This window comes from Thiosocius teredinicola (assembly GCF_002009425.1).
In the GTDB taxonomy this organism is placed as follows: Bacteria; Pseudomonadota; Gammaproteobacteria; order Chromatiales; family Chromatiaceae; genus Thiosocius; species Thiosocius teredinicola.
In genome coordinates this window covers 2,992,892-3,011,307 of record NZ_CP019936.1, presented here as the reverse complement: position 1 = coordinate 3,011,307, position 18,416 = coordinate 2,992,892, and the positions used below count along the sequence as shown (strand labels likewise).

Here is an 18,416-nt window from a genome sequence, read left to right as displayed (position 1 = left end):
TCAGACCTGCAGCGACTTGCGCGCAGCGGTGAGCGTGTTCTGCATCAGGCACGCAATGGTCATCGGGCCGACCCCGCCGGGCACCGGGCTGATCGCCGATGCGATCGGTTCGACCGCGGCGAAGTCCACATCACCGACCAGGCGGCGCTTGCCGTCTGCTTCGATGGCGTTGATGCCGACATCGATCACGACCGCGCCCGGTTTGATCCATTCAGCACCGATGAACTCGGGGCGACCGATGGCTGCAACCACAATGTCGGCCTGCTTGCACAGCTGTTGGATATCGCGGGTGCGCGAGTGCACGACCGTGACCGTGCAGTTGGCCTGCAGCAGCAGCGCGGCCATCGGTTTGCCGACGATGTTTGATCGGCCGATCACCACGGCATGTTTTCCGCTCAGGTCAGGTACGGCCTCTTTCAGCATGATCATGCAGCCGAGCGGGGTGCACGGCACTAAGGCGTTCTCGCCGCTGGCCAAGGCGCCGACATTCAAAGGATGAAAACCGTCGACATCCTTGGCCGGATCGATTGCATTGATCACATGGCCTTCGTCGAGGTGCTTGGGCAGCGGCAGTTGCACCAGGATGCCATGCACCTTCGGATCGGCGTTGAGCTTATCGATCAGGGCATTCAGCACCGTCTGGCTGGTGTCGGCCGGCAAGCGATGCTCGAACGAGGCCATGCCGACCTCGGCTGCGCGCTTGATCTTGTTGCGTACATACACCTGGCTGGCCGGATCATCGCCAACCAGCACCACGGCCAGGCCCGGCCTTACATCGTGTTGGTGATGCAGTTCGGCGACACCCGCTTTCACCTCGTCGATGACCTTCTGCGAGATGTCTTTGCCGCTGATCAGGGTTGCCATGCTACCGCTCCTACTTGAAGACGATGGTCTTGTTGCCGGTCAGGAACACGCGATGCTCGACATGCGACTTGACCGCCTTGGCGAGTGCGACGGTTTCGGTATCGCGGCCGACCGCGACCAGGTCATCCGGGCCATAGGTGTGATCGACGCGCTGCACGGCCTGCTCGATGATCGGGCCTTCGTCCAGATCGGAGGTGACATAGTGCGCGGTCGCACCGATCAGTTTCACGCCGCGTTCGTGGGCCTGGTGATAGGGGCGGGCGCCTTTGAAGCCGGGCAGGAAGGAGTGGTGGATGTTGATCGCACGACCGCTGAGCGACTTGCACAGATCGTCGGACAGGATCTGCATGTAGCGGGCGAGTACCACCAGCTCGGTTTCTGTCTCTTCGACGATGTCGAGTAGCGCCTTTTCCTGCTGCGGTTTGTTGTCCTTGTTCACCGGCAGGTGCACGAAGCGGATGCCCTCGCGCTCGGCCATGGGGCGCAGATCCTTGTGGTTCGACACGATCGCGGTGATCTCGATATTGAGTTCACCTTTGTGCAGGCGATACAGCAGGTTCGACAGGCAATGATCGAACTTGCTGACCATGATCAGCGTGCGCGTCGGTGCGTCGGCCGGTAGCAACTGCCACTGCATCGCGAACTGTTCTGCGATGGTGCCGAACTCGGTCTGCAGGTCGCTCAACATGTATGAGCCTTCTTCGACGTGAAAGCGACAGCGGGTGAAGAACGTCTGGCTCTCGTCGTCATCGTACTGGCTCATCTCGCTGATGAAGCAGCCGCGCTCAGCCAGAAATACCGTGATGGCTGCAACGATGCCGCGACGCGCGGGGCAGCTCACTTTTAGGATGTATTCTTGGTTCGCTTTCTGTGTACTCATTTCACCAATCTCAAAAAACAGTCATGCAGCATGAACAGGGTGTTTGGGGTGCACGAGGCTACGCGAGGCATACATACCTCGCGTCGATAAGGGCCTCGTTGCGCCCATCGTCAGTCGGTTTCGCTTAGAAGTTGTGCCCCGGAATCCAGTCAGTTCCCGCCAGCGGCACGCGTGCCATCGCGGCTGATTCGATCGTCAACGCCACCAGGTCTTCCGGTTCGAGGTTGCGCAGATCGTTCTTGCCGCAGGCGCGTGCCAGGGTTTGTGCTTCGAGGGTCAACACGTTCAGGTAGTTGGCCAGCTTGCGTCCGGCGACCACCGGATCGAGGCGCTTCATCAGATCCGGGTCCTGGGTCGAGATACCGGCCGGATCTTTGCCTTCGTGATAGTCGTCGTAAAAGCCGGCGGCTGAGCCGATCTTCTTGAACTCCTCGTCGTACATCGGGTGGTTACAGCCGAGCGCGATCAACGCCGCGGTACCGATGGCCACGGCATCGGCACCCAGCGCCATGCACTTGGCGACATCCGCACCGTTACGGATACCGCCGGACACGATCAGTTGCACCTCGCGATGCATGTCCATCTCCTGCAGCGCCTGCACGGCCTGAGGAATGGCGGCCAGGGTAGGGATGCCGACGTGCTCGATGAACACATCCTGCGTCGCCGCCGTGCCGCCCTGCATGCCATCGACCACGATCACGTCCGCACCGGCCTTGACCGCGAGCTTGACGTCGTAATAGGTGCGGGTCGCACCGACCTTGATATAGATCGGCACCTGCCAGTCGGTGATCTCGCGCAGTTCCTGAATCTTGATCGTCAGGTCGTCTGGGCCGGTCCAGTCGGGATGACGGCAGGCCGAGCGCTGGTCGACGCCCATCGGCAGGGTGCGCATCTTGGCGACGCGATCGGTGATCTTCTGCCCCAGCAACATGCCGCCGCCACCCGGCTTTGCTCCCTGGCCGAGCACGACCTCGATCGCGTCGGCCTTGCGCAGGTCGTCCGGGTTCATGCCGTAACGCGACGGCAGATACTGGTACACCAGTTTCTTCGACTGGCCGCGTTCTTCCGGCGTCATACCGCCGTCACCGGTGGTGGTCGAGGTGCCCATGATTGATGCACCACGGCCAAGGGCTTCTTTGGCATTCGCCGACAGGGCGCCGAAGCTCATACCGGCGATCGTGACCGGGATGTCCAGCTCGAGCGGCTTTTTGGCGTAGCGCGTACCCAGCGTCACCGAGGTGTTGCAGCGCTCGCGATAGCCCTCGAGCGGATAGCGCGACATGCTCGCGCCGAGGAACAGCAGGTCGTCGAAATGTGGCAGCTTGCGCTTGGCGCCGAAGCCGCGGATGTCGTAGATGCCGGTCTCTGCCGCGCGCCGGATCTCGTGCATGGTCAGGCGGTCGAAGGTCGCCGATTCGCGCAGGCCGTCTTTTACCTTGATATCGTCACTCATTGTTTCGTCCTCTGCTGTGGCGATCAGTACGCGGAAGCGTTGTCGACCTTAAAGTTGTAGAGCTGGCGCGCCGAGCCGTAGCGCTTGAACTTGGACGGGTCTTCGTCGACACCGGCGCGGTTCAACAAGGCGGTCAGTTCTTCGATGTGTTCATCGCGCATTTCCTTTTCGATGCAGTCAGCGCCGAGCGATTTGACGTCGCCCTTCACGTAGATGTGCACCTCGTACAAGGAGTCGCCGAGCGCATCGCCGGCATCACCGCACACGACCAGCGAGCCGGCCTGGCCCATGAAACAGCTCATGTGGCCGACATTGCCTTTTACGACGATGTCGATACCTTTCATCGAGATACCGCAACGCGCACCGGCATTGCCTTCGATCACCAGCAGGCCGCCATGCGCGGTCGCGCCGGCAGCCTGGGAGGCATCGCCTTTGACGCGCACGGTACCCGACATCATGTTCTCGGCCACACCCTGGCCGGCATTGCCGAACACGGTGATGTGCGCGTGCTTGTTCATGCCCGCGCAGAAGTAGCCGGCGTGCCCCTTGATGTCGACGGAGAGGCTCTGGTCGATACCGCAGGCGATGTTGTGCGCGCCTTTCGGTTCGAGCACTTCCCACTCGCGCTCGGTGCATTCGGCGGCCTGGTCGTGCAGCAACTGGTTGAGCTCACGTACGCTCTGTTCTTGTAGGTTGATCGTTTTCATCGTTGTATTCCTGTCTCCGCCGCTTACTGTTCCCGTTCCCACACGTAGAGGGTGGCCGGTTCCGGTTCCCAGACCTTGGCGTTCTCGATGCCGGGCAGGGTGGTCAGCGCCTGGTATTCCGAGGCCATGGCGACATAGTCGTCGGTCTCGGCGAGCACGGCCGGCTTGCAGGCGATCGGGTCGCGCAGTACGGCGAAGCCGTTACGGGTGCCGATGGCGAAGGTGTAAAAGCCGTCGAGTTCCTTGAGTGCATGCTCGAGGGCTTCGGCCAGGGTATCGCCCTGCTGCAGACGCCAGGTCAGATAGCCGGCGGCGACCTCCGAGTCGTTCTCGGTTTCGAACACCACACCTTGGCGCTTCAAACGGTCGCGCAGGCGGTTGTGGTTCGACAGCGAGCCGTTGTGCACCAGGCACAAGTCTTGTCCGGTCGAGAACGGGTGGCTGCCCGCCATCGTCACGGCCGATTCGGTCGCCATACGCGTGTGGCCGATGATGTGGCTGCCTTTCATCGCCGGCAGGTTGAAGGTCTCGGCTATCTGTTCCGGCAGACCGACCTCTTTGAGGATCTCGATTGATTGACCGGCGCTGAGGATCTGCACATCGGGCGCATGGGTCGCGATGTAGTCACCGGCCGCAGCGGCATCGCTGCCGATCTTAAACACAGCGACCTTGCTGTTGCTGAACCAGTTGACGCTGGTCGACAAAGCCTTTTCCAGGCCGCCGGCGAGGGCGCTCCAATCGTAGTTTGTGTCGGGGTGACGCAGCGTCAGCTTGATCTGATCGTCGCCAACCTCATCACCGTAGATGGCGAAGCCTGCGCTGTCGGGGCCGCGATCGGTCATTGCGATCAGCATCGGGGTGAAGAGCTTGCCCAATTCGCTCTCCAATGCCTTGTTCTTCAAATAGAGGCCAACTATTCCGCACATAAAATCCTCGTCATTGCTTCCGTTAGTGCCAACTGCCGATCAGAAAAACTCGCCGTAGCGTTGCAGTTCCCAATCCGAGACATGGCGGCTGTAATCGATCCACTCGGCACGCTTTACCTTGAGGAACTCGTCAACGATCTCGGCGCCCATCTGCTCGCGCAGCACGCTGTCGGCGGCCAGCGCATCGAGTGCTTCGTTGAGGTTCTGCGGCAGGATGTCGATGCCTTTCGCGTTGCGATCTGCCGCGCTGAGCGAGTACAGGTTGATATTCTGCGGTTCACCCGGATCGAGTTCGCGTTCGATGCCATCGAGGCCGGCAGCGATCAATGCGGCGTGCACCAGGTAGGGGTTGCAACCGGAATCGGGCAGGCGGAATTCGAGGCGGCCGTAAGGCACGCGCACCATTGCCGAGCGGTTGTTGTCGCCGTAGGCGATATAGGCCGGTGCCCAGGTCGAGCCGGAGGCCGAACCACCGACGACCAGGCGCTTGTACGAGTTCACCGTTGAAGCAGCGAAGGCGCACAGGGCTTTGGCGTGATGCAACAGGCCGGCGGCGAAGTGATAGGCGATCTTTGACAGCCCCATGCCGTACTTGTCGCTGTCGTCGTTGAACAGATTCTTGCCGCTCTCGTCGGCAATCGACAAGTGGAAATGCATGCCGTTGCCGGTACGGTTGGATGCCGGCTTGGGCATGAACGAACACACCATGCCGAGTTCGTTGGCGATCTCGCCAGCCGCCATGCGCACGAAGGTGAAGCGGTCGGCCGATTCGAGCGCATCGCCATAGGTGTAGTTGATCTCGAACTGGCCGTTGGCGTCTTCGTGGTCGATCTGATAGACGTCGAAGCCGACGGTCTGCAAGCTGTCGACCAGCTTCTCGAGAAAGGCGCGTGCACGCGACAAACCTTTATAGTCGTAGCACGGCTTGTCGAGCTGGTCGGAATCGTCGACCGGTGCAAGCGAGCCGTCGGCCGCGCGTTTGAACAGTGAGAATTCGGGTTCGAGGCCGGTGTTGAGTGTCCAGCCCTTGTCACTCAACCGTTGGATCTGACGCTTGAGAACCACGCGGCTGTCGTAGGGATAGGGCTCGCCGTTGACGTAGCCGTCACAGGCGATGCGCGCATAACCGGGTTGCCAGGGTACGACCGACAGGGTGTCGAGATCGCCGCGCGCCATGAAGTCGGGACCGTGCGGTTCCATGCCCAGACCCCACACAGCAAAACCGGCGAAACCGGCACCACTTTCGACGACGTCCATCAGACAATGCGCCGGCACCGATTTGGTCTTTGCCACACCGTGGATGTCGACGAACTGGGCGAGAATGAACTTGATGTCGTTCTCGCGAATGAATTGATCGATATCTAAGGACATCTGCGTACTCCGTTTAATAATCAGCCACGACGCGGTGAGGTCGGGGAGCTGCGGTTTCTCACTGGTAAACAAAATCTCTTGCAGTGAAAAAGCAGATGTTGTGCCAAGAAATTCCTCGTAAGAAAAAAATATTCCTAATTCGATAAGTCTTTGATTTATTTGTGCTAGTAAACTTATTTTCTTTGTGAGAATATTAGGCCGCAGTGATTCTTTGCTACCCGAACGACCGAAAGTGGCACAGCAACAGTGCGTTACGCACCGAAACGGAGCGATTTGAATGGCAGATCCGCAGGACAAACGGTTCGATCTCGATCAGTACATCGGCATGAAAGTGAAGCGTGCCCGCCTCGATGAAGGCCTGAAACTGGTCGATGTAGCGCGTATCTCGGGTATCAGTCAGGGCATGGTGAGCAAGATCGAGAATGCCCAGGTTTCGACCAGCCTGGAAACTTTGAGCCGCCTGTGCGACGCGATCGGGCTACCGATCTCGAAGCTGTTTGCCGACTTCGATCGCCCCGATGGCGGTGCGCAGTTCACCAAGGCCGGGCAGGGATTGGAGGTGGTTCGCCGCGGCACCGAGAAGGGTCATACCTACCATCTGTTGAACTACAAGCGCGGCGGTACCACCACGTTCGAGCCGTTCATGGTGACGATGGACGACCTCTCCGAGGTGTTTCCGACCTTCTCTCACCCGGGCGAAGAGTTCATCTACGTGGTGTCGGGCTCTATCGTTTATCGCCACGGCAACCACCTTTATGAGATGGAGGCGGGCGACAGCCTGACCTTCGACGCGGAGATTCCGCATGGGCCCGAGCGCTTGCTCGAGGTGCCGATCCAGCTGTTGTCGGTCATCAACTACGCCAAGCAGCAGTAGTGTGATCGACATGCGGCGATGGACTCTGAAATCGCCGTGAGCATTCGGTGTCGACGGCAGCCAAGGCCAATAGCGCGCTGATCGACCGCGGTTTTGTCTTGTTGGGGTCCAGCAATGCCTGAACGATCGGTTTGTTCGATATGAACGCGATCCCGTAGACGTTATCGAGGCGTTCTAAGATGAAGACGCATGTTGCGCGTTGCGCAAGGTGCGCTGTGCTGTAAGGATGGAGTGAACTGCCTGTTCGGTATCCGGAAACGGTCAATGAAAGCACTGCAATCCTGTTGGTCGCGTTCGCTGCCCCTTTCTGCAGTCGTGGCGCAGCACATCAAACAGGGCCACGATCATCGACTCCCGTCATTTAGCTCGTAGACGTAGGGTGAGGCATGCGACAGAGCCTATCCCAGGCGACAAGATGGGAAAGCACAAAGAACGCCGAGATGGTGCTTCCAGTCACCAGGGCAAGCCTTCCGTGGAATTGAGGCCGAATCTGTCGTTTCGTCAGTACTCGAAAAAAGGTCCCCAATCGGAGACTTCTTTTTTAGTCTTCATAGGGTTTGAGGTAGTCGACTTCCTCGTAGCCGAGCGCTGCGGAAAAGGAACTTCCTTCTTCCAAAAATTACTACACGTCTGCAGGAAGGCGAATTAACGGCCTAAAGACATGTCGGCAAATTTTACAGTTCCTTGCATCCTCATTCGAGAACGCGTGAGAGCCGGCGAAACCAAATGGATTTCGTGACGTTGCCACCGTGTAAATATCAGAATTATAAAGTTATTTTAAGTCTTCTGCCGAAAGACTGGCAAACGGTATAGTAATTGCTTATAAGCGATTGGCGCACGTGATTACCCTCTTATGGGGTGCAGATTCGCCGAGAAATTTATTTGGTTGTAAAGCACTGGAAGGGCTCAACCAGTCAGAACTCTATGATAAGAAGAGGACAAATGTGATGAAAGGATATTCCAAGCTCGTTACGGCGGCAGCCTTTTTTGCGCTTGCAACGTCGGCTAACGCGACCATCTTGACTGTATTCGATGGGATTGCTGGGGGTACGGCTTCGTTCGATTCGGCGGTTACTTCTGCTGGCGGCACCGTCGTAACTGACGTTTGGTCGTCCAGCTTCTCCGGTTCTACCTCTGTTGACTTTGGTGACTACGTTGTTACCCGAAACAACGGTGGCGCCGTCAATTCGACGACCTATGGCGACATGTCCGGTAGCGTTATTAATATCAGCCCGGATGGCGCGTTCGGCGCACCAAATGGTACTGCTGCATCGGGCATCACCTTCACGTTTGACTCGCCGATCAACTCGTTCGGTTTTGAGGTTGGTGACTGGGCAACCTGCTGCTTCAACCCGGTAACCGAACTGTTTATCTCGTTTGATGGCGGCGCACCAATTATGGTGGCATCTGCAACCATGGAAGCCGATGGTCTGTTCCCGTCGCAAGACGACCCAAGCAGCGATGTCTTCGAGATCTTCGTAGCCGCATTCGACGATACCGGTGACTTCACCGAGATTCAGTTCTGGGGCAACGGCTCGGGTGAGTTTCTGTATGCAGGGGGCCAGGTGAAATACGCCCTGCTCGACCAAGGAAGTCTCCCGGGTGGCAACGATGTTCCGGTACCTGCACCCCTGGCACTGATGGCTCTTGGCTTGCTCGGTGTTGCTGTACGTGCTCGCCGCGCGTAAGGGATCTCAACAATCCTGCAAAAAAAACGGCCTTAGGGCCGTTTTTTTGTGTCGATCGAAGAGAGGCTGATTGAGCAACAGCAACAAGGGGTGAGTTATCGCTTGCTGGCGGTGAAGAAGCGCTCGGCAGGTAGACACCATACGTGCAAACACTTTGCGTGCGCAATATCGGCGCGATTAACGTGGCGGTGCGAATCTGTGCGACGTTGTTCTAGAACGTTGCCTTTTCCATCATCTTGGCCAGGCAACAGGGGGGTAGCGCTGGCCCTTGGTCAGCATGAGGCTGACGATATCGGAGAAGATGGTGCTAGCCACGTAGCCGACACCGGCGCAGAAGTAAGCCGTCATGAACATGCGCAAGAACAGCTTGCTGGGTGCTCGGCCTTCCAGCGTCTTCCCGTCGATGGTCATGTGGTTGCCCTTTTCGGTCGCGATAACCAGAACCTGGCTGAAACCCAGCGCGCGTGGAGCCTCGCAAACAAATGCGATATCAGCCGTCTGCAGCGCGCTGCCGCCGCTAGGGTTCGGCGGGGAACCAATCTGCCTTTTGGACGAAGGTCAAGAGACGATGATTTCTCCGGCTTTCATCGGGCCAACCACTTGTCATCGTGCGACGGTATGATGCGCCAGCTGCCGAACTAGCGCAGCCGCTGCGCCACCGAAGTCATTGGCCGTTCAGTTGGATTGGCAGAATAGGATCTGGATTCTAGATCAACGGTAGCGAGCTGGAGGCGGCGGCCCATTCGCAACTGTGATTACAACCGAAAATGCGGCGCGTGCATCTCTATATAACGATCGGCGATTGTCAGCACGGCCAAAGCGCCGCAGGCCATCGCCCTGCATGGCCGGCGTTTCGTTGCCGGTTTCGTCGATCTGGACTTGTGGGGCTGCATGAACCGGGAATAAGCAATACAGTGCAGCGTCAGTGCACCCCAATGAGCCAGTGCCCGCGGTCGTGAACACCACGCGGCGCATTGCACATCTCGATATGGATGCATTCTTCGCATCGGTCGAGTTGTTGCGTTATCCGGAACTGCGCGGACAGCCGGTCGTGGTCGGTGGTCGCAGCGCCCCGGCACCCGAGGTTGATCAGCAGGGCAATCGCATTTACGCGCGGCTGCGCGATTACCGCGGCCGCGGTGTTGTGACCACCTCGACCTATGAGGCGCGGGCTTTTGGTGTGTTCTCTGCCATGCCGATGATGAAGGCCGCCAGGCTGGCACCGGAGGCGTTCTTGCTACCGGCCAATTTCGATGCGTATCGCGACTATTCACGCCGCTTCAAGGCAGCGGTAGCCGGCATCACTGACCATATCGAAGACCGCGGGATCGATGAGATCTATATAGACCTGACTGACCTGCCGCAGTCCAGCGAAGAACTCGGTCAACAGCTCAAACAGGTGGTCAGAGAGGCTACCGGACTGACCTGCTCGATAGCGATTTCGCCGAACAAGCTGCTATCCAAGATCGGTTCGGAACTGGACAAGCCAGATGGATTGACCCTGCTCGATTGGGATGACGTACCGCGTCGAATCTGGCCGCTGCCGGTAGGCAAGGTGAACGGTATCGGCCCGAAGGCAAATGCCCGTTTGACCGACATGGCGATACACACGATAGGCGATCTGGCAGCCGCCGATCCGTCGCGCTTGCGTCAGGAATTCTCAGCCAGTTACAGCGACTGGCTGACCAGGGTTGCACAGGGAATCGACGACAACCCGGTCGTGCGCCATGCAGATCCAAAATCAATCAGCCGAGAAACAACCTTCTCGAGAGACTTGCACGCACGTCACGATCGCGATGAACTCTCGGCGCTTTTTACTCGCCTGTGCGAACAAGTAGCCGAGCAGTTACAACGCAAGGGGTTTGTGAGCCGGACCATCGGTATCAAGTTACGTTACCAGGACTTTCGCACCGTCACCCGCGACATCACTCTGGAAGAGCCGACGGGCGATGCCGCTGAAATCCGCCGCGCCGCAGGCGAGTGCCTGAAGCGTGTGTCGCTGGATCAGAAACTTCGACTGCTCGGTGTGCGTTGTAGCGCCCTTGTATCAACACAGGAGCTGAGCAGCGATCAGGTTCACCAATGGAGCCTGCCTCTGGAGTCGGACCAGCATAGAGACCGCTGATGCTGCTGCGACTGGTTGGTCGACGCTAAAGATGTCCATCACAACGGTATCGAATCTTTCGAATCCTGTGAGAATTCACGGGAAAGAACTTCTGCTCTCGGGATGCGTTAAAGCCGTTTGCAAACGACAGCAGCGGATGATGCCCTGAATCAGTGCGCCGCCTGCCGCAGTCGCCCGTTGGAGGGGCGTATGCGTTGCCCTTGCGACCGACGACACGCGGCCACAACGCCGTCGCCTGAATGACGGTTTCCCGCTGGAGCGGGAGCGAAACCGTTAAGTCGACTGATTCAGAGAGGCTAGTCTCAGCAGGCGGAAGCCAATGGCGCGGCTTGCAATGTTCGGCATACCTCGGAACGATTTGTGCAGCGATTCGGCGGGGCTTTTTATCTCGGTTGATAGGCCGTGAAGCGGATCCGGCTCACCCAAAACGCAAGACTTGGCGGTTCATCATTCATGCAAGCGACAGACAAAAGGTATCAGTTCAGCAACGTCGTCGGTGATCGCACTTTCCAGTTTCGCGATCTTGCCGACCTCATGGCGAAAGCCACGCCGGCGCGGTCCGGTGATCGTCTGGCCGAGGTCGCTGCGGAGAATGCGGAGGAGCGCGTCGTCGCTCAGATGACGTTGGCAGATCTGCCACTTTCGCAGTTTTTGAACGATGTCGTCGTGCCTTATGAAGACGATGAAGTCACCCGGCTGATTATCGACGAACACGACCGAAATGCTTTCGCTCCGATCGCGCATCTGACGGTCGGCGGTTTCCGCGAATGGCTGCTGAGCGATTTAGCGACGTCAGAATTGCTTGCTGCCCTGCGTCCCGGCATCACCCCCGAGATGGCGGCCGCTGTTTCAAAGATCATGCGCAACCAGGACCTGATTCTGGTAGCGCGCAAGTGCCAGGTCACGACCGCGTTCCGCGACACCATCGGTCTGCTCGGTCATTTGTCGACCCGGCTGCAGCCCAATCATCCGACCGACGACCTGACCGGTATTGCGGCCAGTATTCTCGACGGCTTGCTTTACGCCAACGGCGATGCGGTGATCGGTATCAACCCGGCGACCGACAACGTCGCGCAGGCCTGCCGCTTGATTGGCATGATGGCCGATGTAATCGAGCATTATCAGATACCGACACAGAGTTGCGTGCTGACACATGTGACCAACTCGATCGAAGCGATCGAAAAAGGCGCGCCGGTCGATTTGGTGTTTCAATCCATCGGCGGCACCCAGGCGACCAACGAGAGTTTCGGGTTCAACCTAACGACGCTGGCCGAGGCACGGGATGCAGCGCTGTCACTCGGTAGGGGTACCGTCGGCAACAACGTGATGTATTTCGAGACTGGGCAGGGCAGTGCGCTATCCGCCGACGCACATCACGGCGTCGACCAGCAGACCTGCGAGGCACGCGCCTATGCCGTCGCGCGAAAGTTCGATCCCTTGCTAGTCAATACCGTGGTCGGATTCATCGGGCCTGAGTATCTGTACGACGGTAAGGAGATTACCCGCGCCGGCCTCGAGGACCATTTCTGCGGCAAGCTGCTCGGTCTGCCGATGGGCTGCGACGTGTGCTACACGAATCACGCCGAGGCCGATCAGAACGACATGGACAACCTGCTGACGCTGCTGTGTGTCGCCGGTTGTACCTACATCATGGGCATTCCCGGCTCGGACGACATCATGTTGAACTATCAGACCACCTCGTTTCACGATGCGCTGTATGCGCGTCAGGTGTTGGGATTGAAGCCGGCACCGGAGTTCGATGCCTGGCTGAAGAAGATGGAAATCTTCCGCGAAAGTGAGCGTTTCCGCCTCAACGCGCAGTTGCCCAGAGCGTTCAGTGGCTCGGTACAACGCTTGTTGGGGAACGGAAATTGAGCGGTAAGGACGACACCAAACTCAACGACGAGCCGATCGTCGTCGAGAATCCCTGGGAGCGGCTGCGTCAGTTCACCGATGCCCGCATCGGCCTGGGTCGCGCGGGTATCAGCGTGCCGACCAGTCACTCTCTGGCTTTTCAACTTGCCCATGCACAGGCGCAGGATGCTGTGCATACACCACTGGATTTCAATGCGCTGCTTGCGGCACTGAATGAACGGGAATGGAATCGCTTTGGCGCGCCGTTGCACTTGAAGAGCCGCGCCGTTGATCGCGCAACTTATCTGCAGCGCCCTGACTATGGGCGGCGCCTGGACGATGAATCAGTCTCACGCTTGGCAGGCAAACAGCCACCATCGCAGCTTCGCCACGACCTGGCCATTGTTATCGCCGACGGGCTTTCTGCTTTCGCGATCGCCGAGCACGCGGTCGCTTTCCTGGATGCGTTGGTCCCGCTGTTAGCGAATGACAGCGATGCCCCGTGGCGCCTCGCACCGATCACGTGCGTGGAACAGGGGAGGGTCGCGGTCGGCGATCATGTCGGGGAACTACTCGACGCTCGTTGTGTGCTGGTGATGATCGGAGAACGCCCTGGCCTCAGCTCTCCGGACAGTATGGGGCTGTACCTGACCTGGAACCCGAAGGTGGGCTGCAAAGACGCCAACCGCAACTGCATCTCGAATATTCGACCTGCCGGATTGAAGCTGTCCGAAGCCGCCAGCCGCGCAGCATACTTGTTGCGCGAAGCGCGCACCCGGCAGCTGTCTGGAGTGCAACTGAAAGATCGCTCTGATGACAGCGCCTTGGCGCAGACGAATAACAGCAACTTTCTCATCGAATGAGCACAGATACGGCCGTTCATTCCAATAGCTGAGTGCTGTGATTGCGACAGGCGGCCTGAGTTGCCAAATGGACTCGGCCGCCTGTTCCTGGATCTATGCCGGGAGTTCGCAACCTGCGTCTGCCGGCGTTCGAGGTCAGATTTTCCCTTCCAATCCCATCTGAAAATACTTGTGCGTGATCTTGTCCTGGTTCTCCAGTAGCCAGTCGATACTCGGCTCGTGATGCATCGCTTTGCGGATGGCCTCGGCGGTCGCCTTGCGGTGGATGTCGAACAAGATCTGATGATCGAGATCGTCCTGTTCGGCAACCATGGGATTGAGCCAGACTGACACGATGATGCCGAGGTCGTTGGCTTTGTCTTTCGGGATATCGCCGCAACGCACGGCGTCGAGTACGCCGTTGGCGATGGCGCCCTGAACGGTGCCCATCAGGATGTTGGTATAGCGGCTGTTGTTCACGGTCACCTTGCTGACCATCAGCGTCGCCGGGCGCACCATGATGTCGGTGTTCATGATCGCGAGCACACGCGAATGGCCTTTGACCTGATCGCCCAGCAGGTTGGCGAAGGCCGTACCGAAAGGGCCGTCCAGTTCACCGATGATCACCTCCGGCTCAGCGGCGGTGCCGGGCGGTCCGCCGGCGACCAAGGCTTCTCCGGTGCGCATAATAATTTTTTCGCTCATTCGTTAAACCTCAACGTTGTTCAAAGAGTTGTTGGAAATGGATGTGCATGGATCTGCACATTGCGTTCGTTAGTAGGGATTCGCTCATTGTCGCCACCGTTCAGAAGTGGGCGGTGTGTGTTGTTGGTTCGCAACCAAGACGGCTTGCTGAATTCTATCCATGATCTGTCGGTGATTTGGACACCGTAGCAGCAAGTGGTATGCCACTCGGCTAGGGCTCGGTCGTCTCCAGCGATGAAGCGACAGTGTCGCCTGCGGGTAGGGCACACGGACGGTTCGTACGCTTTTAGCTTTGTCCGTGTGTGTCACACATGGTGCAGAGCGTGCGCCTGTGCGTCATGCGCCGGTCGCATCGCCGATAGCCGGCGCCAACCCGCCTGTCAGCTCAATCGATCAAATAAGTGTTGACTTTACACTAAGTGTTGCCTAGGATTGCTGTTAACGGCGGGGTTCGCCGTACCGATCCAAGGGATAGACCCAAGGACACCACATCAACTTGAGGGATTCTCAGGTGGCCAAGCAATACGATTTCGCGGTCTACATCGGCCGTTTTCAACCCATCCACAACGGGCATCTCGCCTGCATTCGGCAAGCGCTCAGTAGCGCCCGACGGGTCATCGTCGTGGTCGGTTCGATCGGACGCGCGCGTGACATCCGCCATGCCTGGACGTTCAGCGAACGCGAGTCGATGATCCGCGCCAGTCTTTCCGAGGCTGATCTCGAGCGCATCCAGATCGTCGGTGTGCGCGACTTCATCTACAGCGAAGAGCGCTGGCTGGAGCACGTTCAAGAGACCGTCGATAAGGTGATCTACACCGATCAGTGGGAGAAGGACTTTTCGCTCGAATCGCCGTCTGTCTGCATGGTCGGTCACAAGCGCGATCACACGTCGGATTACATCGATGCCTTCCCGCAGTGGGACAAGATCGCGGTCGACGAACTGTTTGACCAGGGTGGCAGCCAGATCAGTGCAACCGGGGTGCGCGAGGCGTACTACAAAGCGATCGCTCAGTTGGCTGTAAACGGCGACCAGGCCAACGGTGACGAAGTCATCGAGCAGCTCAGCGAGCTGCCGGTGCCGGCCTCGGTCACCCAGTGGATGGCTTCGTTCGCCACGAGTGTCAATCCACTCGATGCGAGGCGGCTGAGCGAGGAATGGTTGTTCGTGCAGAAGTACAAGTCGCAATACGACGGCTTGAAGTATCCGGTGATCCAGCAGACGGTCGATGCGGTGGTGGTCGTTTCAGGTCACATCCTGTTGGTGCGCCGCGGTGCGATGCCGGGCAAGGGCATGTGGGCGCTCCCGGGCGGCTTCATCGAAGAGAACGAGCGCTCGATCGATGCCATGGTGCGCGAGTTGCGCGAAGAGACGCGGTTGAAACTGCCGGAAAAGGTGATTCGCGGTTCGGTGAAAGCGCAGGAGCGTTACGACGAGCCGATGCGCTCGACACGTGGTCGCACCATCACCGAGGCGTTTTTGGTGCGATTGCCTGCGCAGAGCCTGCCCGAAGTGCGCGGCGGCTCGGATGCCAACAAGGCAAAGTGGTTCACGCTCGCCGAGTTCGAGCGCATGGAAGACCGGCTGTTCGAAGACCACTTTCACATCGTTCAAGACTTGTTGGGCCGCGCCAAGCGGTCCTGAGTTCGCGGCAGGTTCGCCTGCCTTCAACAGCCGGGGATTCCGGCTTGACTGAGAGGGATAGACCCATGATCAGCAATAGCAGTGTTTACGATCTGATTCGCTTCAATTTCGCCCTGAATACCGATTCGTACAAAGAATCGCACTGGCTGCAGTACCCGCCGGGCACCGAACAGGTCGAGGGCTACATCGAGTCGCGCGGTGGGCTGTACGACCGCACGGTGTTCTTCGGCCTGCAGATGTTTGTACAGCAGTACCTGGCGGCACCGATGAGCAACGAGGCGATCGACTACGCCAAGGCGTTCTACGCCAAGCACATGCCGAACTCGCCGTTCGACAGCGACGGTTGGGACATCATCAAGCGCGAGTACGGTGGTCGTCTGCCGATCGAAATCAAGGCGGTGCCGGAGGGTGAGGTGGTGCCAACCGGCAATGTGCTGGCGACCGTGGCATCGACGGATTCGCGCCTGCACTGGTTGGGGCAGTTTGCCGAGACGGCAATACTGCGCGCCATCTGGTACCCGACCACGGTCGCCACGCAGAGCTGGTTCATCAAGGCGTCGATCCGTTCGTTCATGGAAAAGACGGCCGACAGCCTGGATAGTCTGGATTTCCGTCTGCACGATTTCGGCGCGCGCGGCGCAAGCTCGCTCGAGTCGGCTATGATCGGCGGCGCGGCTCACCTGGTGGCGTTCCAGGGTTCGGACACGGTGCCGGGTATCGTGATGGCGAACGAGGTTTACGATTGCGACATGGCGGCGTTCTCTGTGCCTGCTGCCGAGCACTCGACCATCACGGCGTGGGGTAGAGAAGGCGAGGTGGATGCCTACCGCAACATGATCCGGCAGTTTGGCAAACCCGGTATGCCGGTTGCGGTGGTGTCCGATTCCTACGACCTGGAGCAGGCGATCAGGTTCTGGAATACCGAGCTGCGCGATGAAGTGCAACGCTCGGGTGCAGCGGTCGTGATTCGTCCCGACAGCGGCCACCCGCCCAGCGTCGTGCTGCAGACCGTCGAAGGGTTGGCGCAAGGCTACGGCTATACCTTGAATCGAAAGAACTACAAGGTGCTCAACCAGGTCCGCGTTATTCAGGGCGACGGTATCAACCGTGACAGCATCGTCGAGATCCTGGAGGTGCTGACCGCTGCCGGCTGGTCGGCGGAGAATGTGCTGTTCGGCATGGGCGGTGCGCTGCTGCAGAAGGTCAATCGCGATACCCAGAAGTTCGCGATGAAGGCCTCGGCGGCACGCGTCAACGGTGAGGACCGTGACGTGTTCAAGCAGCCGGTTACCGATATGGGCAAGGCATCCAAGCCGGGGCGCCTGGCGCTGATGCACAACCCGGAGTTCGGTACATGGCGAACGGTGCGCGCCGGAGAGAGCGTCGACCCGGTCGAGATCGCGATGCTCGAGCCGGTCTATCGCAACGGCGAGATACTGCGTCGGCAGAACATGGCCGATGTCCGCTCCCGCGCCAACGCGGCGCTCGATGCGATGATGCGGGAGTATCGGGTTAAGGCAGTCGCGTGATGGATCGAGGCCCGGGTGCAGCGATGTGCCCGGGTCTCGAACCTGGCGCAGTCTTGAAAAGGGTTAGTGGGTGGTCGGCATGCCAAGGGCGTTCTGCCTAGGCGTTGTTTCTAGCATCGAACTCGGCCTTGTTCCATAGCTCGAAGTACAGCGTTTCGTACCACCCCACCATACCCAAGGGGTACTCTGTCATGTCGTCGCGGACGTTGTCGAAATCGTCGTCCATGCGCATACCAAAGAACGCATCCAGGGCCGATTCGGCGCCGTTGCTCGCGGCTTCTGCCAATAGGGCGGCAGCTTCGTCGAGATCCTGGGGCAATAGATCGATCGCTTCTCCAACCTGTCGGCAGCGCTCGATCTCTTCTTCGACATAACGGCGAAGCTCGGCTTCGTCTGCGGTCATCATCGTATCCAGTTCGATCGTTTCCAGCAGCACGAAGCGATCACGATGGGCGTCCAGAAACTGCAGTGTTTCATCCAGGGCCGAATCGAGCATTGTGTGCTTGGCATCGGAATGTTGCCGTACGATTTCGATCAGACGCGTCAGACGCTGATAACCGGCGTCGAACTCCGAAGAGATCGCATACAGCCTGGTCTTCTGATCTGCCGGTTCGCCATCGAAGCCGTCGGACACCAGGGATGCACACAGCGTGGGATTGCCCGACATGAGTACGCGGTACGACAACGGGATGTCGTAGGGCCATTCAGACAGGCCGGAAATGCTCTCCGGTCGGTCAGTGTACGATGTTGGTTGATTGCTCAGGCTGTAAAGATAAGCGCGATTGGCCATGTTGCTGTGTATTCCTTGTTGAGTCCATGTGGCTGCCGCACCCAGTTTAACCGGCGTCGATGTTGGCTGCAGGGCAGCAAAAACTTCGTGCCGATACTTGGCGAGTGATAGAAGCGCGTTTGACCATCGCGGGAAATGGCTCGCTTGAGTGCGAGCCAAGCGCACC

Annotated in this window: 16 protein-coding genes; 7 read left to right on the top strand and 9 right to left on the bottom strand. The window is 58.9% G+C overall.

The annotated features are described in order from the left end of the window. The 6 genes from folD to glnT form a co-directional block, all read right to left on the bottom strand. Positions 1–864 carry a bifunctional methylenetetrahydrofolate dehydrogenase/methenyltetrahydrofolate cyclohydrolase FolD gene (folD, locus tag B1781_RS14355; RefSeq protein WP_078120315.1) on the bottom strand — a complete coding sequence of 288 codons (864 nt, stop codon included), beginning with the start codon at positions 862–864 and terminating at the stop codon, positions 1–3. Positions 865–874: 10 nt separating this feature from the next. After that, positions 875–1,744 (bottom strand): formyltetrahydrofolate deformylase, encoded by an 870-nt coding sequence (purU, locus tag B1781_RS14350; RefSeq protein ID WP_078120314.1) that lies wholly within the window; start codon positions 1,742–1,744, stop codon positions 875–877. A gap of 124 nt (positions 1,745–1,868) precedes the next feature. Continuing rightward, positions 1,869–3,197 carry an FMN-binding glutamate synthase family protein gene (locus B1781_RS14345; protein WP_078120313.1) on the bottom strand — a complete coding sequence of 443 codons (1,329 nt, stop codon included), beginning with the start codon at positions 3,195–3,197 and terminating at the stop codon, positions 1,869–1,871. Positions 3,198–3,220: 23 nt separating this feature from the next. Continuing rightward, positions 3,221–3,904, bottom strand: a complete 684-nt coding sequence (locus B1781_RS14340; RefSeq protein WP_078120312.1) for a GltB/FmdC/FwdC-like GXGXG domain-containing protein — start codon at positions 3,902–3,904, stop codon at positions 3,221–3,223. Between the two features lie 23 nt (positions 3,905–3,927). Beyond that, positions 3,928–4,830 carry a class II glutamine amidotransferase gene (locus B1781_RS14335; protein WP_078120311.1) on the bottom strand — a complete coding sequence of 301 codons (903 nt, stop codon included), beginning with the start codon at positions 4,828–4,830 and terminating at the stop codon, positions 3,928–3,930. Between the two features lie 39 nt (positions 4,831–4,869). Further along, entirely contained in the window at positions 4,870–6,201 is a 1,332-nt protein-coding gene (gene glnT, locus B1781_RS14330; RefSeq protein WP_078120310.1) for a type III glutamate--ammonia ligase, read from the bottom strand. Between the two features lie 277 nt (positions 6,202–6,478). On the opposite strand from glnT, the gene B1781_RS14325 reads away from it, so the two are divergent. Both B1781_RS14325 and B1781_RS14320 read left to right on the top strand, forming a co-directional pair. Continuing rightward, on the top strand, positions 6,479–7,075 hold the full coding sequence (locus B1781_RS14325) for a helix-turn-helix domain-containing protein (RefSeq protein ID WP_078120309.1): 597 nt from the start codon (positions 6,479–6,481) through the stop codon (positions 7,073–7,075). A gap of 839 nt (positions 7,076–7,914) precedes the next feature. Next, entirely contained in the window at positions 7,915–8,763 is an 849-nt protein-coding gene (locus B1781_RS14320; RefSeq protein WP_334223734.1) for a PEP-CTERM sorting domain-containing protein, read from the top strand. Between the two features lie 231 nt (positions 8,764–8,994). On the opposite strand, the gene B1781_RS14315 is transcribed toward B1781_RS14320, so the two are convergent. Further along, positions 8,995–9,174 (bottom strand): hypothetical protein, encoded by a 180-nt coding sequence (locus tag B1781_RS14315; RefSeq protein ID WP_078120307.1) that lies wholly within the window; start codon positions 9,172–9,174, stop codon positions 8,995–8,997. 514 nt (positions 9,175–9,688) lie between these two features. Between B1781_RS14315 and dinB the strand changes: the two genes are divergently transcribed. The 3 genes from dinB to eutC all read left to right on the top strand — a co-directional run bounded on the left by dinB (position 9,689) and on the right by eutC (position 13,605). Then, positions 9,689–10,888, top strand: a complete 1,200-nt coding sequence (gene dinB / locus B1781_RS14310) for a DNA polymerase IV (RefSeq protein WP_334223733.1) — start codon at positions 9,689–9,691, stop codon at positions 10,886–10,888. Positions 10,889–11,341: 453 nt separating this feature from the next. Further along, on the top strand, positions 11,342–12,763 hold the full coding sequence (locus tag B1781_RS14305) for an ethanolamine ammonia-lyase subunit EutB (RefSeq protein WP_078120305.1): 1,422 nt from the start codon (positions 11,342–11,344) through the stop codon (positions 12,761–12,763). Beyond that, the gene (eutC, locus tag B1781_RS14300) at positions 12,760–13,605 is read left to right on the top strand and encodes an ethanolamine ammonia-lyase subunit EutC (RefSeq protein ID WP_078120304.1); all 846 of its coding nucleotides are present in this window, start codon (positions 12,760–12,762) and stop codon (positions 13,603–13,605) included. Before B1781_RS14305 ends, eutC begins: the two co-directional genes overlap by 4 nt. Positions 13,606–13,740: 135 nt before the next feature. Here the strand turns inward: eutC and fae are convergent, their stop codons facing one another. Then, complete coding sequence (fae, locus tag B1781_RS14295) at positions 13,741–14,289, bottom strand: formaldehyde-activating enzyme (protein WP_078120303.1); 549 nt, start codon at positions 14,287–14,289, stop codon at positions 13,741–13,743. A 511-nt stretch (positions 14,290–14,800) separates the two neighbouring features. On the opposite strand from fae, the gene B1781_RS14290 reads away from it, so the two are divergent. Both B1781_RS14290 and B1781_RS14285 read left to right on the top strand, forming a co-directional pair. Then, entirely contained in the window at positions 14,801–15,931 is a 1,131-nt protein-coding gene (locus B1781_RS14290) for a bifunctional nicotinamide-nucleotide adenylyltransferase/Nudix hydroxylase (RefSeq protein WP_125932102.1), read from the top strand. 65 nt (positions 15,932–15,996) lie between these two features. Beyond that, complete coding sequence (locus B1781_RS14285; protein WP_078120301.1) at positions 15,997–17,460, top strand: nicotinate phosphoribosyltransferase; 1,464 nt, start codon at positions 15,997–15,999, stop codon at positions 17,458–17,460. Between the two features lie 97 nt (positions 17,461–17,557). Here the strand turns inward: B1781_RS14285 and B1781_RS14280 are convergent, their stop codons facing one another. Then, the gene (locus B1781_RS14280; protein WP_125932101.1) at positions 17,558–18,250 is read right to left on the bottom strand and encodes a DUF7822 domain-containing protein; all 693 of its coding nucleotides are present in this window, start codon (positions 18,248–18,250) and stop codon (positions 17,558–17,560) included. Positions 18,251–18,416 lie beyond the last annotated feature (166 nt).